Here is a 24915-nt window from a genome sequence, read left to right as displayed (position 1 = left end):
CAGTCAGTGGCGGTGCGCACTGGTGCGGACCTGGTGGCCTTGCGCGCTCAGCAGGTCACGCAGGCGCAGCAGGTCATCACGTTGGGGGATCCCCGCCATCCAGACGCTGCCGTTCTCGTCGAACATCAGGTCGAGGGCCTTGTCGGCGGGTTGCAAGGGGCGCTGGTAGCTGGCCAGGCGGGCGTGGCCGAGCGGGGTCAGCAGGCTCAGGCGCTGGTTGTCGCTGCCGCGCAGCGCCAGGGTTTGTGGGTGGTGTTCCTCGAAGGGGTCGCTGATCAACCCGTCGATCAGGCCTTCGGCCTCGCGTAGTTGGGGTTGCAGACGCTCGAGCGAATGGCCGCTATACACCAGGATGTCCAGTGGGCTCGCCTGGCGCAGCCCCTGGAGCAAGGCGAGCAAGGCAGGGAACTGGTCGAACGGCTCGCCGCCGGAAACGGTGATGCCGTCGGCCTCGGCCAGCCAGGGCGCCAGTTGCTCCAGTAATTGCGCGATGCCCAGGCGGCGCTGCCCGGGCCCCCAGGTGTCGGCGGAAATGCAGCCCGGGCAGCGGATGCTGCAGCCCTGGAACCAGATGCCCAGGCGCCGCCCCGGGCCGAGGGTGGTCACCGGGAAGTGCACGCGGGACAGGCTCAGTTCCATGGTCAGCGGCGTTCCAGGGTCAGCCCGCCAGCGCCCAGGTCGCTGATCGCGAAGTGCTCGCCCGGTTGAGCGTCCTGGTCGAACAAGGCCCGCGCCAGGGGGTTGAGCAAATGCGCCTCGAGCTGGTTGCGGATGCCGCGGCCGCCATTGGACAGGTCGCGCAGGCACAGGGCATGCAGCGCCTGGCGCGCCGGCGTAGCGAGGGTCACGTGCAGGCCCTGCTGGTGCAGATCGTTGAAGGTGCCATCGACCATCTGCTCGAAGATCTGCTGGCCGACGTCCTCACGAATGAAGTCGAAGACGATGACGTTCTCGCCGATGCGATTGAGGATTTCCGGGCGGTTGAGCACCAGCTTGAAATGCCGGTCGATTTCGTTGTGGACCTTTTCCCGCACCTGTTCGTAGGCCTCGCCAGGCAGCACGTTGGCCACGCGCTCGCCGTTATCGCCCAAGCGGTAGATGCCCAGGTTGGAGGTGAACACGATCAGCGCCTCGGAAAAATACACCCGATCGCCGCGGCCGGAGGTCAGCACGCCGTCGTCGAGAATCTGCAGGAACTTGTCGAGGATGCGCGGGTGGGCTTTCTCGATCTCATCGAACAGCACCACGCTGAAGGGTTTCTCGCGAATCGCGTTGGTCAGCTCGCCGCCGACGTCGTAGCCGACATAGCCGGGCGGGGCACCGATCAGGCGCTGGTCGGCATGCTCGGCACTGAACTCCGACATGTCGAAGCGAATATAGGCGCTTTCGTCGCCGAACAGCAGGCTGGTGATGGTCTTGGCCAGCTCGGTCTTGCCCACCCCGGTCGGGCCGGCCAGGAAGGCCACGCCACGCGGGCGGTTGCCCTTGCGGCTGGCACCGACGCCGGTCATCGCTCGCTTGACGATGTCGAGCATGTGGGTGACGGCGTGGTCCTGGCCCTTGACGCGCTGGTGCACCAGCGCGTCGCCCTGGCGGATACGCTGGCGATCGATGCGCAGCCAGGGGTCTTCGGTCACGCCCACTTTATAGCGGCGCACGGCATCGGCGATCTGCGCCATGGCCACGCCTTCGACCCGCGCCAGTTGCGCGATGGCGCTGAGGTCGAGCAGCAGCAGGCCTTCGGTGTTCTGCACGAAGGCGTCCACGGCGTGGTCGATGGCCTCCTGGGTCGCTTCCTGGCCACCGGCGAGCCCTTTGAGCAGGGCCGGGGCCAGGGCGCGGCGGGCCAGCTGGTCAGGCTTGGACACCGGGATGTGGCGGATCCGTGGATTATCGACCAGCAGCCAGTCCGGCAGGTCGCCTTCCTTTTCCACCAGCCACAGCAGGGTGTTGAAGAACGGCTTGCGGGTTTGCGGCTGTGGCCGGCTGCGGGCCTGGTGGGCGTGCACCAGGGCCTGGGTGAACAATTGGTGCTCAGCGGCGCTCAGGGCGTCGTTGCGCACCGCCAGGCGCGAGGCGAAGTCGATGATCAGGGCGACCGGGGCGTCGCTGCGGCTCAACAGCCGTTGCAGGGTGGCGGCGAGCAGGTCGATGCCTGCTGGCGCGGCGCCGTTCACCGGGTTCAGGCCAAGTTCCTGGAGCAGCGCCTGGCCCGACGCGGGGTCGCTGCCGGGTTTGCCGAGCACGCGAAAGCCGGCCACCGGGTCCCAGGCCAGTACATGGGCATAGCCGCCATCGAGCAGGGCGTCGCACAGGGTCTGGTTGAAACCTTGGGCCGTGACCATGCCGGGCGCGACCTCGCAGGCCTGGAGGTCGCGGATGTTGCCCGACAGGACGAATTGGCTTTTCAGTGGCAAGAAGCGGACGAGGTCACGCATCCAACGTGGGCTTTGAAACGGTGTAATCCCTGACATGATTCTGCTCGTAACCGGATTGCTGTGCTGGCAGGGTATTGTTACAAGCGCTCATTTTCCAGCTTCGATGTATGAAACCTCGCTGCGCATGCCGGTAGATCTGGACATTCAGGCCGTGCTGGAGGCCATGTGCTGTGTGGGCTTCATAGAAGGTGTTAGTCGGAAAGTAGCGTGATTGAGCCCTGTGCCACTGAATCGTCACACAGCTGTAACATAGCTATTGCAAAGTGCTCCGGCCAACACATGGAGCTCTTTCGATGATACGCCTGATGAAGTCTGCTGCACTCGCCGTCTCGGTCTCTCTCTGTGCCTCGGGCGCCTTCGCCGCCGAGAACGTTCGCCTGACCGGCTCCGGCGCCAGCTTCCCAGCACCGATCTACCTCACCTGGTTCAAGGATTTCAGCAAGAACACCGCCGGTGTCACCGTTGACTACCAGTCCAAAGGGAGTGGCGCGGGCGTTCAGGACTTCCTGAACAAGACCGTCGATTTCGCCGCCAGCGACTCGGCCATGAAAGACGACGAAATCGCCAAGGTCGGCGAAGGCGTGCAACTGCTGCCGATGACCGCCGGCGAAATCGTCCTGGCCTACAACCTGCCGGGCAACCCGAAAGGTCTGAAACTGCCGCGCGATGTGTACTCCAACATCTTCCTGGGCAAGATCACCCAGTGGAACGATCCGCAGATCGTCGCCGCCAACCCGGACCTGAAACTGCCTGACACCCCGATCACCGTGGTCGTGCGTGCCGACTCCAGCGGTACCACCGCGGTCTTCACCAAGCACCTGTCGACCATCAACCCGGCTTTCAAGGAAGCACTGGGTGAGGGCAACACCGTCAACTGGCCTGCCACCGACAAGTTCATCAAGTCGCCGAAAAACGATGGCGTCACCGCCACCGTGCGCCAGACCCCGGGTGCCATCGGCTACATCGAATACGGCTTCGCCAAGCTGGCCAAGGTCGACTTCGCCGAGCTGCAGAACAAGGCTGGCCAATACGTGGTGCCGAACGCCGAAAGCGGTGCCGAGGCCCTGGCGGCGGTGAAGATGCCGGAAAACCTGGTGGCCTGGCTGCCTGATCCGGACGGTGCCAAGTCGTACCCGATCACCACCTACACCTGGATGATCTTCCGCAAGGACAACGGTAACCCGGCCAAAGCCAAGGCCATGCGTGAAATGGTCGAGTACAGCCTGACCGAAGGCCAGAAGATCGCCGACTCGATGGGCTACATCCCGCTGCCGCCGTCGGTTGTCGCTGAAGTTCGCAAAGCCGCTCAGAACATTCAGTAACACATGCCCGACCGCTCCCGGCGTGCGTGACAGCCGCGCCGGGCGCCTTTGACCCCAGTCCCGGAAATAGCCCATGAACACACCTTTCGCCATACCGGACAATCCAGACTCAGCGTGCCAGCCGCCGTCCGCCAAGGACTTTCTGGTTGATCGCACCTTCCGTGCGCTTGCCCGCATCGGCGTGGCGCTGGTGCTTGCGCTGGTCTTCGCGCTGGTCTTTGAAGTAGGCCGCAAGGCGCTTCCTGGTATGGAAAAGCACGGTTTCGACGTGCTGTTCGGCACCGTCTGGGACGTCAACCAAGGCAAGTACGGTATTTTGCCGGCGATCTGGGGCACCCTCTACAGCGCCCTCATCGCGTTGCTGATCGCCGGTTTCTTCGGTGTCAGCATGGCGATCTTCCTCACCCAGGATTTTCTGCCAGCCAAGCTTGCGGCGGTGTTTCGCACCATCGTCGAGCTGCTGGCCGCCATTCCCAGCGTCGTCTACGGCCTGTGGGGCATCTACGTGGTCATCCCGGCGATCCGCCCGCTGACCACTTGGCTCAACAGCGAGCTGGGCTGGATTCCCTTCTTCGGCACCTCCCTCAGTGGCCCCGGGCTGCTCCCGGCGGCGTTGGTGCTGGCGATCATGATCCTGCCGACCATCGCCGCAGTTTCCCAGGATGCGTTGACCAGCGTGCCGATGAAAACCAAGCAAGCCGCCTATGGCATGGGCACCACGCACTGGGAAGCCATCCTCAAGGTCATGGTGCCCTCGGCGGCGACCGGTATCTTCGGCTCCCTGGTGCTCGGCCTGGGCCGTGCGCTGGGTGAAACCATGGCCTTGGCGATGCTGGTCGGCAATGCCAACACCCTTTCCATCTCCTTGTTCGCCCCGGCCAATACGCTGGCAGCGTTGCTGGCGCTGAACTTCCCGGAAGCCGGGCCGAACGAGGTTGAAATCCTGATGTACGCGGCGCTGGTTCTGATGTTCATCACCTTGCTGGTGAACGTCTTCGGCTCGTTGATCATGCTCTACGCCCAGCGGGGTAACAAATGATGACCGACCTCACCACCCCCTCCGTTGCCTTGCCCAGCCTGCAGCGCAGGTTCGAAGGGCGTGCCCTGCGCAGCCTGATCCTGACCACCATGGCCTGGGCCGTCGCGCTGCTGGCCAGCGTGCCGCTGGTTTCCGTGCTGTACATGCTGATCACCCGAGGTGGTGCGCGGCTGAACCTCGAAGTGTTCACCGAGCTGCCACCCACCGGCTTCGAAATGGGCGGCGGTTTCGGCAACGCCATGGCAGGTACCTTCGTCATGGTCGGCATCGCTGCGGCGATCGCGGTACCGGTCGGTATCCTGGCAGCGGTGTTCCTCGCTGAACTCGGCCCGGACAGCAAGCTGGCCAACGCCTCGCGCTTTGCCGCGAAGATGCTCACTGGCCTGCCATCGATTCTCGCCGGTGTGTTCGCCTATGCCCTGGTGGTGATGACCACCGGTACCTACTCGGCCCCAGCTGGTGGCGTGGCCCTGGCTGTGCTGATGCTGCCGATCGTCGTGCTGACCGCCGAGGAAGCCATGAAGATGGTGCCCAAGATCATGAAGGACGCCGCCTACGGCATGGGTTGCACCCGCGCCCAGGTGATCTGGAAGATCGTCCTGCCGACCGGCATGCCGGCGATCCTCACCGGCGTCATGCTGGCCGTGGCACGCGCTGCGGGCGAAACCGCACCGCTGCTGTTCACCGCATTGTTCAGCAACTACTGGATCTACCATGACGGCAGCCTGGCGGTCATGAACCCCACGGCCTCGCTTGCCGTACTTATCTACAACTTCTCTGGCATGCCTTTCGACAATCAGCTGGAGCTCGCCTGGGCGGCCTCGCTGGTGCTGGTGATGATCGTGCTGGTGGTAAACATCGTCAGCCGCATCTTTGGCAAGCCCAAGTACTAAGACAGGGAGCATCTGAACTTGAACGTATCCACTGCGCAGCGAGCCGCTCCGATGGTCAGCCAAACACCTGTGGTCATGGACTGCAAACTCGACAAGATCTTCTACGGCAACTTCATGGCCGTGCGCGACAGCCACGTGCCGATCGAGAAGAACAAGATCACCGGCTTCATCGGCCCTTCCGGCTGCGGCAAGAGTACCGTGCTGCGTAGCCTGAACCGCATGAACGACCTGGTGAAGGGCTTCCGCTTCGAAGGCCACGTGCACTTCCTTGGCCAGGACGTGTATGGCAAGGGCGTCGATCCGGTGGTGGTGCGCCGCTACATCGGCATGGTGTTCCAGCAGCCCAACCCGTTCTCGATGAGCATCTTCGACAACGTCGCTTTCGGCTTGCGCCTGAACCGCTACAAAGGGGACCTGGGCGACCGCGTCAAGCATGCCCTGCAAGGTGCCGCGCTGTGGGATGAAGTCAAGGACAAGCTCAAGGTCAGCGGCCTGTCGCTGTCCGGTGGCCAGCAACAGCGCCTGTGCATCGCCCGCGCCATCGCCACCGAGCCGGAAGTGCTGCTGCTCGACGAGCCATGCTCGGCGCTCGACCCGATCGCTACCCGCCGCGTCGAAGAGCTGATGGTCGAGTTGAAGAAGGACTACACCATCGCCCTGGTGACCCACAACATGCAGCAGGCGATCCGCGTAGCAGACACCACCGCGTTCTTCTCGGTCGACATTTCCCAGGGTACCCGTACCGGCTACCTGGTCGAGATGGGTGCGACCACGCAGATCTTCGAGAATCCGCGCGAGCAGCTCACCAGCGACTACATCAGCGGCAAGTTCAGCTGAGGCGTATGCCGGTTGGGACGTTTTTCTCTTTTCAGTTTGTTTCGGGACCATTCATGCCTGCAACGCGTCGTCTTGATCTGTCCGCGGTAGAACGCGCACTGCGTGAGGTGCAGAGCCGTTTCGCCGAGCTCAGCCAGCACTTCACCGAACCGCGTGATCCGTTCACCGACGAGGTGTTGTTGAATGTGGTCGAGGGCTATGCGCTGATAGACGACTACGTGGCGCGGGGCATCGACCTGTTCGAGCTGCAGCAGGTGAACCTGATGCTGGAGCTCAATGCCACGGTGTTGTGCGGACGTGACCCGGCCCGCCGGCTGGAGTTCGCCGCGCATCTGGCGGCGACCGAGGCGCACTTCTTCAACAATGTCGAAGGCGGCATCAAGGACCTGTACAACTGGTACTGCTCGTACCGCAGCGATTCGGTGTGGAAGCGAGCGGCAGGGGTGTACGTGCGAATTCTGAGCAAACCGCAGTTGTTCATCGAAGGCAACAATCGAACCGGCTCGCTGATCGTCAGCTACCTGCTGATGCGTGCCGGGCTGCCGCCGTTCGTGCTGTCGCTGGACAACGCCGAGGGCTATTTCAACCCGTCCTCGGTGATTCGCAACTCCGCCAAGCATGGCGTCAAGGCCTTGTACGAACTGCCCAAGATCAAGAAGAAATACGCCGCCTTCCTCGAAGCGCAGGCGCCTGACCCCAAGGCGTTCTTCCTCGCGGGCACACCACAACCTATCTACCAGGGGAGCCACTGATGGCCCGCTATCCGTTGCTCAATCAATGGCGACCTTCCACGCAGCAGGCGTGGCAGACCCTGGGTCGTACTTTCTCGCGCCCGAAGATGCGCATTTCCTTCGACATCGATGACACGCTCGCCTGCCTGCCGGAACACAGCGACGCCGAGGGCAGCAAGCTGCCCGCGTTCGTCCACCGCTGGCTGGGCGAGCCCCTGCGGGTCGGCACCCGCTCGTTGATCCGCGACCTGCGCCGCCAGGGTTTCAGCGTGTGGATCTACACCTCGTCCGGGCGCACCCCGGCCTATATCCGCCGTTGGTTGATGCTCTATGGCATTCGCGTCGATGGCGTGGTCAACAGCGACCGTCATGCCCATGCGCTGGCGCAGCGGGGCATGGTCAATGCGCCTTCCAAGCTGCCATCGGCGTTCGATATCGACCTGCATGTCGACGATTCCGACGGTGTGCGTGCCGAAGGCGCGGACCATGGCTTCCGCGTTGTCGTGGTCTGCCCGAAGGACAAGAGCTGGACGCAGAAGGTGCTGGACGCCGCTGTCGATGTCCAGGAAACCCTGGCCTGGCAGCAGCCGCATCGCTATACAGCACCCGTGCGGCAGCAGGCGCAAGCGCTGACGTCCTGAGCCAACCGCAATCGAGGGAGCTGCGCCTTAGCGGCGGGGCTGTGGTGAAGCGGTGCGCAGGTGAAAAAAGTCTGTAGGCCAGCAGGCCTTGGCGCGGTGTCCTCTTCGTGGATAAACCCGCTCACACAGGCTCGCTGTAGGAGCGGGTTTACCCGCGAAGAGGTCAGCCCAGGCAATACAATAATCGCATTGGTAGTACCCGCGACATCAAACTCAACCCGTCATGCAACTGGTATCCGAAGTTTGGGCAAGTTGTTTATTTGCCAGATTGTAAAGTGTGATCGTATACGTCTGCCCTAAACTACTTTCCACCAGAGTGTAATGCCCGCCCGCCTTGAACTTGTTATAGGTGACGGCGGCATTGCAAATCTCGCCATTACTGTCACCGTCGCCCTCGACGAACAGCGTCGCCCCCAACTTGTGCTTGCCCGCAGGCACTTCGAAGAAACGCCCATCGCTCAACCGCTTGCCATCGAGCGTCTCCGCCATCAGGGTGGTCGTCGGCTCTTCTCGCAGGCTTACCCAGGCCTCGTCGGGACTGGCCTTTGGCATAGGCCCGGCACAGCCTGCAAGGGCCCCGAGCACTCCCAGCAGTGGAATGACCAAACCCCATTTAGTGCGCATCTTGCCCCCCATGAACGTCCCCTTTGATTGCAGCTGCGAATGATTCGCATAGGATGCCAGCCAGCCGCTTCGCTTCAAGTGAATATGCCGCGCGGTTTTTCTTAAATTACTTTAATGGAGGTTTAACCGACGAACTGGGAAGGCCGTGGAAGACTGCGCCGATTCAAATTCCGGAGACTCGGCATGCTCGGTCTGGTCAAAACCGCATTGCACAAGCCATACACTTTCCTGGTGCTGGCCATCGTGATTTGCATCGTCGGGCCCTTGGCGGCCGTCAGAACCCCAAGCGATGTTTTTCCGGATATCGGCATACCGGTTATTGCCGTGGTCTGGCAATACGCGGGGCTGGCGCCCGATGCCATGTCGGGCCGGGTGATCTACACCTACGAACGGGCATTGAGTACCACGGTCAACGACATCGAGCACATCGAGTCGCAGTCGTTGCCAGGCATGGGCATCGTCAAGATCTTCTTCCAACCCAGTGTCGATATCCGCACGGCCAACGCCCAGGTCACCGCGGTTTCGCAGACCGTGCTCAAGCAGATGCCGGCCGGTATCACGCCGCCGTTGATCCTCAACTACAGCGCCTCGACCGTACCCATCCTGCAGATGGCCTTCTCCAGCCCGACCTTGTCCGAGGCGCGGATCCGCGACCTGGTGCAGAACAGCATTCGCCTGCCGTTGACCTCGGTGCCTGGGCTGTCGATGCCGACGCCCATGGGTGGCAAGCAGCGCCAGATCACCCTTGACCTGGACCCACAAGCGCTGGCCGCCAAGGGCTTGTCCGCGGAGGATGTAGCCAACGCGTTGGCCGCACAGAACCAGATCATTCCGGTGGGCACGGCGAAGATCGGCCGCAATGAGTTCACCGTGCTGCTGAACAACAGCCCGACCGCCATCGACCAGCTCAATGAGCTGCCGGTCAAGGTCGTCGATGGCGCGCAGATCACTGTCGGGCAGGTGGCCCACGTGCGCGATGGCGCGCCGCCGCAAACCAACATCGTGCGCGTCGATGGCCGCCGGGCGGTGCTGATGCCGGCGCTGAAGAACGGCAGCAACTCGACCCTGTCGATCGTCGACGGCATCCGCCGCATGCTGCCGCGGATCGATGAAACGCTACCGCCGGAGCTCAAGACCTCGCTGCTGGGCGATGCCTCGAGTGTGGTCAAGGAGTCGGTCGGCAGTGTCGCCCGCGAAGGCATCATCGCCGCCTTGCTGACCAGCGCGATGATCCTGTTGTTCCTCGGCAGCTGGCGTTCGACGCTGATCATCGCCGCCTCGATTCCGCTTGCCGTGCTGTCGGCCATCGCCTTGCTGGCGGTCAGCGGGCAAACCTTGAACGTGATGACCCTGGGAGGCCTGGCGTTGGCGGTGGGCATCCTGGTCGACGACGCGACGGTAACCATCGAAAACATCAACTGGCACCTGGAGCAGGGCAAGTCGGTCAGGCAGGCGATCCTCGATGGCGCCAGGCAGATCGTCGGCCCTGCGTTCGTGGCCTTGTTGTGCATCTGCGTTGTGTTTGTTCCGATGTTCATGCTCCAGGGCATCGCTGGATACCTGTTCCGGCCCATGGCATTGGCAGTGATGTTCGCCATGGGGAGCTCTTTTATTCTTTCGCGTACCTTGGTGCCGACCCTGGCCATGTTCCTGCTCAAACCACACCGGGTGGAGCAGGGCGAGGGCCGGCATCCGGAGGACGCGTACCTCAACCACCACGAAGGCGACAAGGCGGGCAACCCGCTGGTGCGCCTGCAGGCCGGCTTCGAGGCGGGCTTTTCGCGGCTGCGTGATGGCTACCAGGGCGTGCTGGAGCTGGCACTCGGCAAGCGCCGGCGCTTCCTGCTCGGCTTCCTGACCTGCGTGCTGGCCAGCTTCGCGCTGCTGCCCACACTGGGTGAGGACTTCTTCCCCGAGACCGACGCCGGGGCGATGGCCTTGCATGTGCGCTTGCCGCTGGGCACGCGCATCGAGGAAAGCGCAGCGGCCTTCGACCGTATCGAAAGTCGCATTCGCGAGGTACTGCCGGCCGAGGAGGTGGACTCGATCATCGACAACATCGGCCTGCCCATCAGTGGCATCGACATGGCCTACAACACCAGCGGCACGGTCGGGCCGCAGGATGGCGACATCCAGGTCTCGCTCAAGCCCGGCCATGGCCCGACCGCCGACTACGTCAAGCGGCTGCGCGAAGTGCTGCCGGACAGCTTCCCCGGCACCACCTTCGCCTTCCTGCCGGCGGATATCAGCAGCCAGATCCTCAACTTCGGCTCGCCGGCGCCGCTGGACGTGAAGATCTCCGGCCCCAACGATGGCGCCAACCGCGCCTACGCTGCCGAGCTGATGCGCCGCCTGCAGCACATCCCGGGCATCGCCGACTTGCGCCTGCAGCAGTCGCAGAGCTACCCCTCGCTGCAGGTCAATGTCGACCGCAAGCGGGCGGCCGAACTGGGCATCACCGAACGCGACGTCACCGCGAGCCTGGGCGCCTCGTTGGCCGGTACTTCGCAAACTGCACCGACCTACTGGCTCAACCCTGCCAATGGCGTTTCCTATTCGGTGGTCGGCGCCACGCCGCAATACCGCATGAGCAGTATCGACCAATTGGAAACGCTGCCGATCACCGGCAGCAATGGCCGCACCGCCATACTCGGCGGTATCGCCAACCTGGCGCGCACCAACACCGCCGATGTGGTCAGCCACTACAACATCACGCCGACCCTGGACCTGTATGCCAATGTCCAGGGCCGCGACCTGGGCGGTATCGCCGCGGATATCCAGCACGTCATCGACGACACTGCGCAATTGCGCCCGAAAGGTGCGACCGTCAGCCTGCATGGCCAGATCACCGCGCTGCACGAAGCCTTCCACGGCCTAGGCCTGGGCCTGCTGGGCGCCGTGGTGCTGATCTACCTGCTGATCGTGGTCAACTTCCAGTCCTGGGTGGACCCGTTCGTCATCATCACCGCGCTGCCCGCCGCGCTGGCCGGAATCGTCTGGATGCTGTTCGTCACGGGGACCACGCTGTCGGTGCCGGCGCTGACGGGCGCCATCCTGTGCATGGGCGTGGCCACCGCCAACTCGGTGCTGGTGGTGAGCTTCTGTCGCGAGCGCCTGGCTGTGCACGGCGATGCTGTCAAAGCTGCGATGGAGGCGGGCTTCACCCGCTTCCGGCCGGTGCTGATGACCGCCCTGGCGATGATCATCGGCATGTTGCCGCTGGCCTTGTCCCAGGAGCAGAACGCGCCGCTGGGGCGGGCGGTGATCGGTGGCCTGATCGTCGCCACCACCGCGACCCTGCTGTTCGTACCGGTGGTGTTCAGCCTGGCCCACCGCCGCTCAACCCCTCACGCTGTCGTTGGAGAAAACCTGCATGCCTAGCCATTCTGTCCCTGATCGCCGGCGCTTGATGCTCATGGGGGGCGCCGGCTTGTGCCTGGCCGCCTTGGTCGTGGCGTTCGGCGTGCATACGCGGCAGCGCCAGGCCGCGCAGGTCCAGGCATGGACCGAAAGCCGCGCGACTCCTGCCGTGGTGACCATCAGCCCGATGATGAATGCGGCGGGACAGACCTTGAGCCTGCCCGCCCATCTGCAGGCCTGGAACATGGCACGGGTCAATGCGCGGGTCAGTGGCTACCTGAAGCACTGGCAGGTCGACATCGGCGCCTTGGTCCAGGCCGGCCAGCCACTGGCCGAAATCGACAGCCCCGAACTCGACCAGCAACTGGCCCAGGCCAAGGCGCGCCTGGCACAGCACCAGGCCAGCGCCACGCTGGCGCGCAGTACGGCGCAGCGCTGGCAGCACCTGTTTGCCAGCCATTCGGTGTCGCGCCAGGAAGTCGACGAAAAGGTGGCCGCCGCCGCCGTGGCAAGCGCCGATGCCCAGGCCGCCGAGGCGGACTATGCACGCCTGCAGGACCTGGCCGCGTACAAGATCATTCGCGCCCCGTTCACCGGTACCATCACCGCCCGTCATGCGCAGATTGGCCAACTGATCAAGGCTGACAGCGACAACGCCACCTCGCTGTTCGACATCGCCGATACCCGCCGCCTGCGCCTGTACGTGCCAGTGCCACAGAACTACGCCAGCCAGATCCTGCCCGGCATGCAGGTGCAGCTGTCGGTACCGGAGCGCCCCGGCCAGCATTACCCGGCAACGTTGCTGGGCACGTCCACGGCGGTCGACCAGGGCTCGGGCACGTTGCTGGCCCAGTACGCCGTGGACAACGCCGCCGCAGCCTTGTTACCGGGCGACTATGCCAGTGCGCGCATCACCTTGCGGGCCGACCCGCAGGCCGTGAGCATCCCGTCCAGCGCCTTGATCTTCAGGGCCCAGGGTCCGCAGGTGGCAGTGCTCGACGCGCAGAGCCGCGCCCACTTGCGCAGTATCCATATCGCCCAGGACCTGGGCAGCACGCTGATCGTCGACCGCGGGCTGGGCCTGCGCGACGAGGTGGTGGACAACCCGCCCGATGCCTTGCGCGACAACGACGCAGTGCGCAGCGTCACCTCGGGAGGTGCGCATGCGCCCTCGGTCTAGGCGTTTTGGCCTGGTGCTGTGCCTGGCCTTGCAAGGTTGTTCGCTGGCCCCGCACTACACCGCACCGGTGGTGGAGCTGCCGGCTCACTATGGCGAGCGGATAGGGGCGTGGCAGCAGGTTGGCGCAGACTCGCAACTGCCCACGCAATGGTGGACTCTGTTCGATGACCCGCGCCTCGATGCACTGCAGGCGCGACTGGCATCCTCGAACCCAACGCTGGCCGCCGCGTTGGCTCACTACGAGGCCGCCAGCGCCTATGCCCAGGGCCTGCACGGCGGGCTCTGGCCGCAGGCCAGCGCCAGCGCGACGCCGCTACGCCAGCGGCAATCGGACCGGCGGCCGTTGCGCGGCGATACCCAGCCGTCAATCTACGACAGCGACACAGCAGGCTTGAGCCTGAATTTCGACCTCGACCTGTGGGGGCGGCTGCGCAACCAGATCGCTGCCGGTGACGCCACGGCGCAGGCGTCGGCGGATGATCTGGCTGCCGCGCGCCTGAGCCTGCAACGGCAACTGGCGGTACTGTACGTCCGTGCCCGTGGCCTGGATGCCCAGCGTCAACTGCTCGATAGCGCGGTGCTCGACCGTACCCGCCTGCTGGCGTTGATCCAGGACCGCTACACCGGCAACATCGCCTCCGAGCTCGACCTCGAGCGGGCCACGGCCAGGTTGTCGGAGGCCAAGGCGGCGGTGGACGATGTGATCGCCCAGCGAACCCTGGCAGAGCATGCCATCGCCGAGCTGGTGGGCAGCTTGCCGGGCGAGTTCGCCTTGGCGCCGGACCCGACGCCGCTCAACCAGCCCCTGGTGCCCGCCGAGCTACCGGGCAAGTTGCTGCTGCGTAGGCCCGATGTGGCCGCAGCGGAGCGCCGGGTGTTCGCCGCCAACGCTGACATCGGCGTGGCCCGTGCCGCCTGGTACCCCGATTTCAGTCTGGTCGGACTGCTGGGTGGACAGACCCAGGGCAGCGGCAACTTGCTGGCCGCTGCCAACCGCTACTGGGCGGTCGGCCCGGTGCTGCAGCTACCGGTGTTCGACGGCGGTCGTCGTTCTGCCGACGAGCGCAGGACCCAGGCCGAGTTCGAGGCCGCGGCAGCGGCCTATCACGGCAAGGTATTGCTGGCCGTGCGCGAGGTCGAGGATAGCCTGGCGCAGGTGCGCGACCTGGCGCGGGAGGCCACCGATGTGCGGCTGGCGGCTGGCGCGGCAGGGGGCGCCGAGCAGATTGCCTTGCAGAGCTATCGGCAAGGGGCAGTCAGCCTGCTGGACGTATTGACCGCGCAGCTCGATGCATTGCAGGAGCGGCGCCGGCTGCAGGATCTGCAGACCCGGCAGTTGGAGGCGCGCATTGGTCTGATGAGCGCCTTGGGAGGTGGGTGGGAAAGCGGCGACCCGGTGGCTCGAATGCCCGGGAAGCCGCTGCAGATACCTCGCGAGGGCTGAACGATCAACGGGTCTTGCGGCCTTAACGCATCCCAGTACACCTCGGTCCTCGGGCCGGCTTTTGGGCTTCGGATGCTCAAGCAACAGCCAGGTAATGCTTGACGAACGACTCGCTCACAACCTCCCACAGCACCGGCGTGCCCTTGGTCACGAACCAGCTGTCACCGGCTTTGTAGCGGGTGGCCAGGCCAGTGGACTCGTCGGTCAGTTGGACCTCGCCGGTGACGACCGTTGCCTGTTCGTCGAACGGGTAGGTCATGCGGAACTTGCCGCGGGTGGCGCCGAAGTAGCCACTGCTGACCGCGTCGGTTGGCGCGCCGTGGGTCAGTCGACCAAAGGCTTTCACTTCGCCTTCGAGAATGGTCGAGCCCAGGTCGGCAACGCTGCCCCAGGCTTCGAGGTCGCTCAATTGCATGCCTTGCTGGATGGCGGTGAGGGTCATGGCAGTACTCCAAATCAGAGGGAACAAAACGGGTTCTGGTGGTGGGTAGCGGTCTTGCGCCGGTGCAGCCATTGGGCCCTTCAAGGCTGGTTGCTGTCTTGTCCGGGAGTGCCAAGTCGTTAGACCAGGCTGCCAGCGAGGCGCTCAACGCCGGCCGTTGCCGTAACCTTCGAGCAAACGGGCAGGGTGGGGACGGGATCCTGCTGTAGTGCCCGTGCTCGATTTTTACCGGCGCCAGGCCTTGTTTTTGCAGTTTAATGTGCACGCAGCAGCAAACCGCCCGCTAACAACAAGGTACAGACGGTTGAAACTTCACCAACTCAAGGCGCTGGTCGCCATCCATAACGCAGGCAGCATCCTTGAGGCCTCCAAACAGTTGCATATCACCCAGCCCGCGCTGAGCCGGTCGATCAAGGACCTGGAGCGTGAAGTTGGCTTTGCCTTGTTGCAGCGCTCGCACAAAGGCATGGCCCTGACCGAGGAAGGCAAGCGCGTGATTCGCCATGCCAACCTGGTGGTGGAGAGTATCCGTCGCCTGCAGATCGAAGCGGCGAGCATCCAGGACGCCGCACTGGGCGCGGTGTCGATCGGGGTCACATCACTGACGGCGATGCTCGACGGCGTCGACGAGAGCATCCTGGCCTTCCGGCGCAAATACCCACGGGTCAAGATCACCATCACCGACCTGCGGCCCAGCCAGATCCTGCAGCGCCTGCGCGATGGCAGCCTGGATTTCGCCATCACGTCGCAGCAACCGCTGAGCCGCCTGAACCTGGACTGGGAAGCGCTGGGTAGCATCAAGGGGCGGGTGATCTGCCACGCCTCCAACCAGCAGAAGTTCTCCCAGTCGCTGCGTACCTTGCAATACGCCAACTGGATCAGCCTGGACGAGCTGTCCGACCAGGCTTCGCAGTTTCACCAGCTGTTCGAGGTCAACGGCTTGCGGGTGCCGCAGAATACCGTCGAGTGCACCTCGGTGATGATGGCCCTCAAGCTATTGAAGAACACCGAATCGTTGATGACCATCAGCGAGCTGGCCGTCGACCAGGGCTTCACCTTCGGTGTCGATTGTGAGTACGTGGCCATGCCGGTGCAGGAGTTGATCCCGGACTACCCGATCAACCTGGTCTGCATCGACCGCTACAGCCTCACTTCGCCCGCTCAGGAGTTGTTCCACAGCTTGCGCGGGCAAGTGCTCAAGCAAACCCATCCCACTCCGTCAGAAGTGGTAGTACATGCCTAGGGAAACGTTGCTTGGGTCGTCGCCGACCTGGTCCAGCGGGGTGCCGGCGTAGGTGACCGAAGAGGCGCGCTGGTTGGCGATCATGCCGAGCCGGCCATACACGGCCCAGCGCGGGGTCAGGAAGTGGTCATAGCCGATCATCACGCCCAGGGCGTCCTTGTCGCGTGCGCTGACCTGCCGTTGCATCACGGCCAGGCGCAGCACGTCCAGCTCGCCGACCGGAGCCATCAGGCCGAAGGTGTACAGCGTGGTACTGGGTGTACCTGCCTGGTCGACGTCCTGGCGCTGCCAGGTCAGGCTGGTGGCCAGAGGGCCGAAATCGTAGAACGCCGACAGGCTCTTGTAGTGGTTGGCGGTCTGGCGCGAGACGCCGCCATCGTCCCACGGGTCGCTGTAGTACAGGTTGTAGGAGGCCAGCAGCATGACCCGACTGTTGCGGTACTGCAGTTTCGCGCCGCCGCCACGCAGGGTGCGGCCCTGGCTGGCGGCGTCGTCGAAACCGAAGCTCAACGCGGTGCCGAGGCTGAAGCCGTTCAGGTTCGGGCTGGTGTAGGCCAGGGTGTGCTTGGGGCGCAGGTCCAGGTAGTAGGCGCCCTTGCCGGCGGCGGGTATGGCCAGGTAGGTATAGGGTGAGCCGTAGACGGCCAGGAACGGGTCGGCGTAGGTGGGCGTGCTCATGCTGTAGGTTTTGCCAAACTCGAGCTTGCCCAGGGTACGTGAGCGCAGGGCGAGCGTGGCCAGGCGCAGGGTGCCGAAGGTGTCCCAGGTCCCTTCCAGGGCTTTGCCGTTGACGTTGAAGCCTTCCTCGACGTCGAGCTCCAGCACGGTGTCGGAGTCCAGATTCTTCCGTGCGTACAGCCCGACCTTGTTGGTCCAGGCGCCGCCCCCAGCCAGCCGGTAGCCCGAATGGTGCTGTGAGTCGTGATAACTGGCGAAGGCGTCCACGGTCCCATAGACCGCGAATTTGTCATCGAACCCTGGGTCGACCCCGTAATAACCAAAACCCGGCGCAATCCGATTGAGGGTCGGAAAGCCCTCGGCCTGTGCCTGCGCGGCAAGGCAAGCCCCTTGGATCATCAACAGCAACGACGTAGTGCGAGTGTTCATTCACGACTCCAGGCCAGCACGGTGATGTGGTGGCACTAGCGTCGGTGAACGGCAGGTTTCAGCGTGATTGCTTATTTGGTCATGCCATGCCGTTTGGTTAATCGACCCCTGCCGCGACATTTATCGGAAAGGCAATGGCCGCCATAGACCCCTCTGGCCGGCATGAAAATTCCAGTTCGGCGGTGTTCCTGGGCCGCTGCGCGTGCTCGCTGATGAGGCAGTCCGCGGGTGCAGGGCAAACTGCGCGCCATCTCAGGGCAGATCGGCCAACGACGACAGCGGTCAATTAACCCTTGGTTAATCGCATGCCGAAACTGCAAGTGTGTTGGCTGCCCGATTGGCTGATAGTCGCTGCAAGCCGTGATTTGCCATCGGAGATAACAATGACTAGACCGCTACCCGCACCGCCAATCATGCAGACGAGCCCGCAGTGCGCCGTGCAGGCCTCTTCCTCGCGCAAGACCCTGATTGCCTGCTCGCTGGGCAATGCACTGGAAATGTACGACTTCACGATCTACAGCTTCTTCGCTGTGCTGATCGGCAAGCATTTCTTTCCTTCCGACTCGGCGATGGCGTCGCTGTTGATGTCGCTGGCCACCTTTGGCGTCGGCTTCCTGATGCGCCCGGTCGGGGCGATGGTCATTGGTCGCTACGCCGACCGGCATGGACGCAAGGCGGCGCTGAGCCTGACCATCGGCCTGATGACCTTGGGCACTGCGCTGATCGCCTTCGCACCTACGTATTCGCAGATCGGTATTTTTGCCACGTTGCTGCTGGTGGCCGGCCGCTTGATCCAGGGTATGTCGGCGGGTGGCGAGATCGGTACCGCGTCGGTGTTCCTGATGGAGTCCAGTTCGGTCCGCAAGCGTTGCCAGAGCGTCAGTTGGCAGGCTGCCAGCCAGGGCTATGCGGCGCTGGTGGGCGCCGGCTTCGGTTTCAGTCTCAGCCAGGTGCTCGAGCCCGCTGCGCTGGAGAGCTGGGGCTGGCGCATCCCGTTCATCTTCGGGCTGCTGATCGGCCCGGTCGGTTGGTACATTCGTACGCGCTTGCCGGAAACCCATGAGGCTGCGCCAGCGCAGGAGGGCCAGCAGAAGCTGGATGGCGAACTGCTCAAGCGCATCGCGCAAGGCATCGGCCTGATGGCCAGCTCGACCATCGGCATGTACCTGTTCGTGTTCTACATGCCCACCTACCTGACCACCGCCTTACATTACCCAGCGGGCAGCGCGATGGCGATCGCCTGCATCAGCAGCGGCTGCATGGCGATCATCTGCCCGTTGGCAGGGCGGTTCGCCGACAAGTACCAGCTCAGGAAGCGCCTGCTGGTGTGGACGGTCGCCACGCCGGTGGTCCTGACCCTGCCGGTGTTCCACCTGCTCGGGCAGGTGCAGCACCTGGGCCTGGCGATGATGTGCGTGGCCGTGTTGATCCTGCCGACCTGCATCGGTGCCGGTGCCTTCTTCGCATTGATCATGGAAGGCTTTCCAAAAGCCCGGCGCTCATTTGGCACCTCGGTCAGCTACAGCTTGGGTGTGACGATTTTCGGCGGCTTTTCGCCGCTGGTCGCGACCTGGCTGATTGCCGCGCTGGGCACCCCGCTGGCACCGGCCTATTTCCTCTTGGCTGGGGGCATTGTCAGCCTGGCTTGCCTCAAGTCTTTCCCTGAAAACAAAGGATGCGCGTGAGATGGGTACTTTCCAGAGCAATCAACCACAGCCACCGGTAGCGGAACTGGACACGTTCGTCACCCTCCGCCGGCAGATCCATGCCGCCCCGGAGCTGGGTGGCGACACCCCGGATACCGCGGCGCTGGTTGCCGACCAGCTCCAGTCGTTCGGCTTTGAAGTGCACCGCAATGTGGGCGGGCATGGCGTGGTCGGGGTGTTGAAGGTGGGCGAAAGCCCGCGCAGCATCGGCTTGCGCGCCGACATGGACGCGCTGCCCATGAGCGAGAAGAACCCCTTCGCCCATGCCAGCAAGATCCCCGGCCGCATGCATGCCTGTGGCCATGACGGGCACACCGCGATCCTGCTGGCGGCCGCTGCGCGACTGGCGGCCACACGCAACTTCAATGGCACGCTGAACGTGATCTTCCAGCCCGACGAAGAAGGGCTGGCCGGGGCCAAGGCGATGATCGACGACGACCTGTTCGAGCGCTTCCCGTGTGACTCGGTGTATGCGCTGCACAACATGCCCGGCATGCCGGTGGGCACCTGCGTGGTCCAGGCCGGGCCGACCATGGCCTCTTCCGAGCGAGTCAGCATCCGCATCACTGGCAAGGGCGGGCATGGTGCGATGCCGGAGCTTTCGGTGGACCCGGTGATGGCCTTGAACAGCCTGATCAGTGGCATCCAGACCATCAAGTCGCGCAACCTGAGCGTCGAGGAATATGCGGTCATCAGCATCGGCATGATCCAGGCCGGTACCGTCTACAACATCATCCCCGACGAGGCCTGCATGCTGCTGAGCGTGCGCACCGACACGGCCGAAACCCAGCAGAAGATCAACAGCCGCATCGAAGCGTTGGCCAGTGGCCATGCGCAGAGCTTCGGCGTGGACATCGATGTCCAGTTCACCCAGCTGGCGCCAGCGTTGTGCAACAGCGAGCATGAAAGCGAGCTGCTGCGTGAGAGCCTTCGGCCGTTGTTCGCCGAGGGGGCATTGCTGGCCAGGATGCCGAAGAAGGTCATGGGGACGGAGGACTTCGCCTACATGCTGCAGGCGCGGCCGGGCTGTTACTTCATGCTCGGCAATGGCACGGGCGAGTTTCATGGCTGCTCGGTGCACAACCCGCACTACGACTTCAACGATGCGTTGGTGAAGATTGGCGCCGATTGCTGGGTGAAGTGGGTAGAGGATTACCTGGGCTGAAGGGGCATTGCAGCGTCTGGAGGGCTTTTCGTCTCGGCTGTAGGAGCGGCCTCGTGCCGCGATGGGCCGCATAGCGGCCCCAGGGTTCCAGCGGTGTCGCAAAGATCCTGGGGCCGCGTTGCGCCCCTTCGCGGCGCAAGGCCGCTCCTACACCGGGGTGTTGAGCGGGTTTATCCGCGAAGAGTTTCAGCCCCGTTTGCGCGGGGCTGAGGTTGGATCAGTACTTCCAGGTCACCGAGGCCGTCAGGTTACGCGGTGCGCCATAGCTGGCGGTGGTGGCGTTGTTGTACAGCGACAGCAGGTACTTGCGGTCGGTGACGTTGTTCAGGTTCAGCGACGTGCTCCAGTTGCTGTCGATGTCGTAGCTGGTCATCAGGTCGACCAGGCCATAGGCGTTCTGCTTGATGGCGCTGTTGTCGTCGTTTTCCACCTTGGTCTGCCAGCTGACGCGGGCACCGACCTTCATCTGCGGCAGGGCCGGCAGGCGGTAGGTAACCATGCCGCGCAAGGCGTGGGACGGTACGTATTTGCGCGCGCGGTCGCCATCATCGTTGTCGATGCGCACGTAGGTGTAGCCAGCCAGCAGGTCCAGGCCCGGCATCACTTCGCCGGTGGCTTGCAGCTCTACGCCGTGGCTCTTGAACTCGTCGGCCGTGTACTGTTGGCGACCGTTCACAAAGTCCGCAGCCACGGCCACGTTGCGTTGCTCGGTTTTGAACACTGCGGCGGTCACGTGTAGGCGCTCGTCCATCACGCTGCCTTTGAGGCCGACTTCCATGCTCTTGCCTTCGAGGGGATCGAGCGGCTTGTCATTTGCATCGGCGACGTTGTATTGCGGGGCGTAGATCTTGGTCCAACTGCCGTACACGCTCCACGCATCGTTCAGGTCGTAGACCAGGCCGGTGTAGGGCGTTACCTTGCCGTGCTCGCGGGTGGAGTGGTCGGCACCATAGCTTTCACCCTTGCCGTCGGCGCTGAGGATGCGTGCACCGGCGATCCAGTGCAAGTCGTCGGCCAGGCTGAAGCGGGCACCGGCGAACAGGCTCTTCTGGGTGTCCTGGAAGTTCTGCGACAAGTCCTCGCTGGTGACACCGAACGATGGCATTGGCGTGTTGCCTGCCAGGACGCCCGACCAAGAGGTGTGGAACTCGCTGAAGTTAGCAAGATCTTCGTCGTATTCGTGGCCCTTCAGATGGGTCCGGCCATACGCGGCGCCGAAGGTCAGCTCATGCTCGCGACCGAACAGGCTGAACGGGCCTTGCACCTTGGCCTCGCCCAGCAACTGATGAGCTTCGGTGCTGGTGTGGTTGGCGTAGGCATCGGCGTCGTCACCGTCGACCGAACCCACGTAGAGCATGTTGGTATTCTGCTTCTCCTGCACGCCGGACGCGGTAATCGTGGCGTTCCAGTCGTTGCCAAAGTCATGCTTGAGTTCGACGAAGGCCCGCTGGGTGTGCAGGTTCCAGTAGGTCCAAGGCTGGCCGATGTTGCTGCTGCGGCTGCTGTAGTGGATAGGGTTGCCTGAGCTGTCGGCCAGCGGCAGGTTGCCCCAGGTGCTGCCGTTGGAATCGCTGTTGTGCTGGGAGAAGCCCACGGTCACGGTGTCGGCATCGGTCACGTCGAAGGCCAGCAGGCCGGCGGCGATGTTGCGCTCGTGGCTGTAGCGGTCCATCCACGAATTGCCCTTGTCGTGGGCGTAGATGAAGCGACCACGCACATTGCCGCTGTCGGTCAGCGGCCCGGACACATCGACGTCGATGCGGCGGTTGTCCCATGAGCCGACACTGGTGCCGACCTGGGCCTGGAAGGTGTCGGTCGGGCGCTTGCGCACGAAGTTGACCGTGGCGGATGGGTTGCCGGCGCCGCTCATCAGCCCGTTGGCGCCGTGCAGGATGTCGACCTGCTCGTACTCCGCCAGGTCCAGCTCGCCCACCAGCACGGTACCGGTGAAGGGCATGCCCATGCCGTCAAATTCGAAAGTGTTGATATCGAAACCGCGGGAGGTGAATTCGGTACGGTCGGATTCGGTCTGCTCGACAGTGACCGATGGCGCTGCGCGCAAAGCGTCCTTGATGCCGTTGATCTTGAAATCGTCCAACTGCTGGCGGGTGATGGTGGTCACCGCCTGGGGCGTCTGCTTGTCGGTCAGGCCCAACTTGGTGGTGGTGGACGAGGCCTTGCCTTCATATCCCTGGCTGACGCCATCGACGCTTTCGTTGGTGCTGACGATCTCGGTGGCGGGCAGTGTCAGGTCATCGGCGGCATGGGCGAGGGGCAGGGCGCTGCAGGCGCCGACTAGCAGCAGGCTGGCAGGGATGTGACGTTTCAAGGAGAAATTCCTAGGGAAATGGTAACGGAATGTGTTTGGAAATCTGAATGAGAATCTAACTCAGATACGCATCACATTTCGACAATTTTTTCACATTTCGTCACATCTGCTCCTGGGACCTCCAGCGCTCGATCATGAGTTTTCTTGAAGCTTTTAAATATTAAGACTAATACTTAAACGCTGCCGAAGAGGGATGATCATGCAGACACGCTTCGTGGTGGTGCCCGCCGTACCCTTGGAGAAAGAGCTGTTTCCCCGACGCATCGGCTTCCCCAGTGGACCGGGTGCGGGTTATGACCTCTACGATACGCGCGACAAGGTCCGCGTGAACCTCAACGTCGCGACTCGCGCCGAAGCGGAGTGCGAATGCACCCTGCGCAATGCCCAGCAGGGCGTGAGTGGGTCGAGCCGCATGGGGCATGGCTGAGGTTTGCCAGAGCCTCGGCGCTTGGCAGTCATCCGTCGTTCACGTGCGTTCGCGGCGCTTTGGGCCATTAGGCCTGGCGGTCGAGGGTGTGGCCTTGCCGCTGATGTGCGTTGCTCTGCGGTTGAGACACCTGTCCCGCTGACACCGGCGCTGTGGTTGGCGAGTGCTCTTGATCGTTCATGGCTTTGCGAAAGCTCTTGATCGACTCACCCAGGTCGCCGCCGAGGTTCTTCAGCTTCTTGGTGCCGAAGAGCAGGACCACGACGACCAAAACGACGATCCAGTGTTTCCAATCAAAAATTCCCATGATGTTCTCCACCGTCGATGTATCGGATTCGTCGAACGGCAAATGAGGGCAGGCTGGCGCGCGGGCGCCAGCCTGCAGGGGTCAGGCTTCGAGCCCGGCTTTCGCCTGGCCGGTGCGCAGGGTGAAGTTCACCCCCATCGACAGCATCGGTTGTGGCGGATTCCAGTTGGGCTTCGGCGCAGACAGCAGGAACTCGGTCAGGGGCTCCATCTTGCCTGCCAGCATGTTGGCCAGCAGGGTGCCGGTGGCGGTACCGCGCACGGTACCCAGGCCGTTGCACGCCAGCGCGCCGTAGACGTTAGGACGCAGTTCACCGAAGAAGCCGGCGCCGTTGCGGGTCATCCCCAGGCCACCGCCCCAGGTGTGTTCGAACTGTACATCGGTGAGGGTCGGGAAGCGGCGCTCGAACGACTGGCGGTGAGCGACGCGGACCTTGTCGGTGTAGCCATCCTTGGAGCGGCCGTCAGGGTTGAAGCTGAAGCTGTTGCGTACCAGGATGCGGTTGTCGTGGGTGCGGCGCAGGGTGCTGCCGAACGGGTCGGCCGGGATCACGCCCCAGAACTCGTGACCACCGATGCTGGCTTGCTCGGCCGGGGTCAGCGGGCGGGTCAGGCTGCCGTAGGTGAAGATCGGCAACATGCGGTTTTCCAGGAAGCCGAAATGTTGACCGAAGTGGTTGTTGCCGAGAATCAACTTGTCGGCGGTGATACGCCCGGTCGGGTGATGCAGCACGATTTTCTGGCCGTAGTCGACAGCGGTGATCGGGGTGTCTTCGTATAGCACGACGTTTTCCGGCAGGCTGTCGGCCAGGCCTTTTACCAGCGCCGAAGGCTGGACCAGCATGGTGCCAGGGGTGTACAGCGCCTTGCGGTAGAACGAGGTGCCGATGTGGTCTTTCAGCTCGTTGCCTTCGATCAGCTCGACCTTCTCGCCCAGGGCTTCCAGGCCGCCACGGTAGGCATTGAGCACGGCGATGCCCTTGTCCTCGATGGCTGCCTGGTACTTGCCGGAATGGCGCAGGTGGGCATCGACGATGTTGTGCTCGGCGACCAGGTCGCGAAGGATACCCTGGCCACGCTGGTTCAGGTGCAGGATGTTCTTGGCATTGGTCTTGTCGCCGATGTAGTCCGGCGCACCGATGTCGTGGGGGACATCGATCAGGAAGCCGGCGTTACGGCCGGAGGTGCCGAAGCCGACCTGCTGCGCTTCGACCAGGATCACGCGATCCTGCGGGAAGTTCAGGGCCAGTTGGCGGGCAGCGGCCAAGCCGGTGAAGCCGCCACCGATCACCACCCAGGGCGCCTGGTCATCGCCGACCAGAGGGGCTTTCGGTTGGCGTACGCGACTGGTGTGGAACCAGCCTGGGGACGAATCGTCACGCGGCAACGCGTCGACGCGTACCAGCGAGGACGGGTCGGCCGGGATACCGTCATTGAGCAGCGCGGTTGCGCCACCCGCCGCGACGACACCGGCACCAACCCCGGCTCCAATAAGAACATTCCTGCGTGTAACTGCCATTTGCATCCATCTCAGTCAAAGGTGTTTGGTAGCGCTGGCGACTGTGAAGTCGTGCCTCCAGGGTCGACCGACGGCAGGGCCGCGCCCGGCCGATCGATGCACTGCATTGCTTTTCATAAAGAATACAGTGTGTATACAGATTGTATGATCGGTTTTTGGGGT

General features: G+C 63.6%; 22 protein-coding genes. 14 read left to right on the top strand and 8 right to left on the bottom strand.

The window, feature by feature from the left end:
* Positions 1–3: 3 nt before the first annotated feature.
* Complete coding sequence (locus tag IAE37_RS01375; protein WP_201167683.1) at positions 4–639, bottom strand: 4Fe-4S single cluster domain-containing protein; 636 nt, start codon at positions 637–639, stop codon at positions 4–6.
* A gap of 2 nt (positions 640–641) precedes the next feature.
* Positions 642–2474, bottom strand: coding sequence for an AAA family ATPase (locus IAE37_RS01370; RefSeq protein ID WP_201167681.1), 1833 nt, complete (start codon positions 2472–2474; stop codon positions 642–644).
* Between IAE37_RS01370 and IAE37_RS01365 the strand changes: the two genes are divergently transcribed.
* The 7 genes from IAE37_RS01365 (at position 2473) to IAE37_RS01335 (ending at position 7901) form a co-directional block, all read left to right on the top strand.
* Positions 2473–2649 carry a hypothetical protein gene (locus IAE37_RS01365; RefSeq protein ID WP_201167679.1) on the top strand — a complete coding sequence of 59 codons (177 nt, stop codon included), beginning with the start codon at positions 2473–2475 and terminating at the stop codon, positions 2647–2649. The genes IAE37_RS01370 and IAE37_RS01365 overlap by 2 nt on opposite strands.
* 82 nt (positions 2650–2731) lie before the next feature.
* Positions 2732–3760 carry a phosphate ABC transporter substrate-binding protein PstS gene (gene pstS, locus IAE37_RS01360; RefSeq protein WP_201167677.1) on the top strand — a complete coding sequence of 343 codons (1029 nt, stop codon included), beginning with the start codon at positions 2732–2734 and terminating at the stop codon, positions 3758–3760.
* A gap of 73 nt (positions 3761–3833) precedes the next feature.
* Positions 3834–4799, top strand: coding sequence for a phosphate ABC transporter permease subunit PstC (pstC, locus tag IAE37_RS01355; RefSeq protein ID WP_201167675.1), 966 nt, complete (start codon positions 3834–3836; stop codon positions 4797–4799).
* Entirely contained in the window at positions 4799–5692 is an 894-nt protein-coding gene (pstA, locus tag IAE37_RS01350; RefSeq protein ID WP_201167673.1) for a phosphate ABC transporter permease PstA, read from the top strand. Before pstC ends, pstA begins: the two co-directional genes overlap by 1 nt.
* A 51-nt stretch (positions 5693–5743) precedes the next feature.
* Positions 5744–6529, top strand: coding sequence for a phosphate ABC transporter ATP-binding protein PstB (gene pstB, locus IAE37_RS01345; protein ID WP_442967754.1), 786 nt, complete (start codon positions 5744–5746; stop codon positions 6527–6529).
* A gap of 53 nt (positions 6530–6582) precedes the next feature.
* A complete protein-coding gene (locus tag IAE37_RS01340) occupies positions 6583–7281 on the top strand; it encodes a hypothetical protein (protein WP_201167669.1) in 699 nt (232 codons plus the stop codon).
* 86 nt (positions 7282–7367) lie between these two features.
* A complete protein-coding gene (locus tag IAE37_RS01335; protein ID WP_236409743.1) occupies positions 7368–7901 on the top strand; it encodes a hypothetical protein in 534 nt (177 codons plus the stop codon).
* Between the two features lie 213 nt (positions 7902–8114).
* On the opposite strand, the gene IAE37_RS01330 is transcribed toward IAE37_RS01335, so the two are convergent.
* Positions 8115–8537 carry a PA0061/PA0062 family lipoprotein gene (locus IAE37_RS01330; RefSeq protein ID WP_442967750.1) on the bottom strand — a complete coding sequence of 141 codons (423 nt, stop codon included), beginning with the start codon at positions 8535–8537 and terminating at the stop codon, positions 8115–8117.
* Positions 8538–8708: 171 nt separating this feature from the next.
* Between IAE37_RS01330 and IAE37_RS01325 the strand changes: the two genes are divergently transcribed.
* From IAE37_RS01325 to IAE37_RS01315, 3 genes are read left to right on the top strand one after another with little or no spacing between them, the layout of a single operon-like run.
* The gene (locus IAE37_RS01325) at positions 8709–11906 is read left to right on the top strand and encodes an efflux RND transporter permease subunit (RefSeq protein ID WP_201167661.1); all 3198 of its coding nucleotides are present in this window, start codon (positions 8709–8711) and stop codon (positions 11904–11906) included.
* The gene (locus IAE37_RS01320; RefSeq protein WP_201167659.1) at positions 11899–13065 is read left to right on the top strand and encodes an efflux RND transporter periplasmic adaptor subunit; all 1167 of its coding nucleotides are present in this window, start codon (positions 11899–11901) and stop codon (positions 13063–13065) included. The genes IAE37_RS01325 and IAE37_RS01320 overlap by 8 nt, the downstream gene beginning before the upstream one ends.
* Positions 13049–14509 carry an efflux transporter outer membrane subunit gene (locus IAE37_RS01315; RefSeq protein WP_201167656.1) on the top strand — a complete coding sequence of 487 codons (1461 nt, stop codon included), beginning with the start codon at positions 13049–13051 and terminating at the stop codon, positions 14507–14509. Before IAE37_RS01320 ends, IAE37_RS01315 begins: the two co-directional genes overlap by 17 nt.
* 76 nt (positions 14510–14585) lie before the next feature.
* On the opposite strand, the gene IAE37_RS01310 is transcribed toward IAE37_RS01315, so the two are convergent.
* Positions 14586–14951: a cupin domain-containing protein gene (locus tag IAE37_RS01310; protein WP_201167654.1), complete on the bottom strand. Its 366-nt coding sequence runs from the start codon at positions 14949–14951 to the stop codon at positions 14586–14588.
* Between the two features lie 304 nt (positions 14952–15255).
* Here IAE37_RS01310 and IAE37_RS01305 point away from each other — a divergent pair, with 304 nt between their 5' ends.
* On the top strand, positions 15256–16194 hold the full coding sequence (locus IAE37_RS01305) for a LysR family transcriptional regulator (RefSeq protein ID WP_201167651.1): 939 nt from the start codon (positions 15256–15258) through the stop codon (positions 16192–16194).
* Here IAE37_RS01305 and IAE37_RS01300 read toward each other — a convergent pair.
* Positions 16171–17301 carry a porin gene (locus tag IAE37_RS01300; RefSeq protein WP_201167648.1) on the bottom strand — a complete coding sequence of 377 codons (1131 nt, stop codon included), beginning with the start codon at positions 17299–17301 and terminating at the stop codon, positions 16171–16173. The two genes, IAE37_RS01305 and IAE37_RS01300, sit on opposite strands and share 24 nt — an antisense overlap.
* Before the next feature lie 383 nt (positions 17302–17684).
* On the opposite strand from IAE37_RS01300, the gene IAE37_RS01295 reads away from it, so the two are divergent.
* Positions 17685–18986 carry an MFS transporter gene (locus tag IAE37_RS01295; RefSeq protein ID WP_201167645.1) on the top strand — a complete coding sequence of 434 codons (1302 nt, stop codon included), beginning with the start codon at positions 17685–17687 and terminating at the stop codon, positions 18984–18986.
* Position 18987: 1 nt separating this feature from the next.
* Positions 18988–20172 carry a M20 aminoacylase family protein gene (locus IAE37_RS01290; protein WP_201167642.1) on the top strand — a complete coding sequence of 395 codons (1185 nt, stop codon included), beginning with the start codon at positions 18988–18990 and terminating at the stop codon, positions 20170–20172.
* Between the two features lie 217 nt (positions 20173–20389).
* Here the strand turns inward: IAE37_RS01290 and IAE37_RS01285 are convergent, their stop codons facing one another.
* Positions 20390–22501, bottom strand: coding sequence for a TonB-dependent siderophore receptor (locus tag IAE37_RS01285; RefSeq protein WP_236409719.1), 2112 nt, complete (start codon positions 22499–22501; stop codon positions 20390–20392).
* Between the two features lie 193 nt (positions 22502–22694).
* Between IAE37_RS01285 and IAE37_RS01280 the strand changes: the two genes are divergently transcribed.
* Positions 22695–22928 (top strand): hypothetical protein, encoded by a 234-nt coding sequence (locus IAE37_RS01280; protein ID WP_201167639.1) that lies wholly within the window; start codon positions 22695–22697, stop codon positions 22926–22928.
* A gap of 67 nt (positions 22929–22995) precedes the next feature.
* Here IAE37_RS01280 and IAE37_RS01275 read toward each other — a convergent pair whose 3' ends face one another.
* Together IAE37_RS01275 and IAE37_RS01270 are read right to left on the bottom strand one after the other, a co-directional pair.
* Positions 22996–23235, bottom strand: a complete 240-nt coding sequence (locus IAE37_RS01275; RefSeq protein WP_201167637.1) for a twin-arginine translocase TatA/TatE family subunit — start codon at positions 23233–23235, stop codon at positions 22996–22998.
* Positions 23236–23316: 81 nt separating this feature from the next.
* Positions 23317–24639 (bottom strand): NAD(P)/FAD-dependent oxidoreductase, encoded by a 1323-nt coding sequence (locus IAE37_RS01270; RefSeq protein ID WP_201168491.1) that lies wholly within the window; start codon positions 24637–24639, stop codon positions 23317–23319.
* Positions 24640–24915: the final 276 nt, after the last annotated feature.

The sequence above is a fragment of the Pseudomonas sp. S31 genome, from assembly GCF_016648105.1.
Classification (GTDB): Bacteria; Pseudomonadota; Gammaproteobacteria; order Pseudomonadales; family Pseudomonadaceae; genus Aquipseudomonas.
Note: the sequence above shows the minus strand (reverse complement) of the source record. Positions and strands in the feature narration are given on the sequence as shown.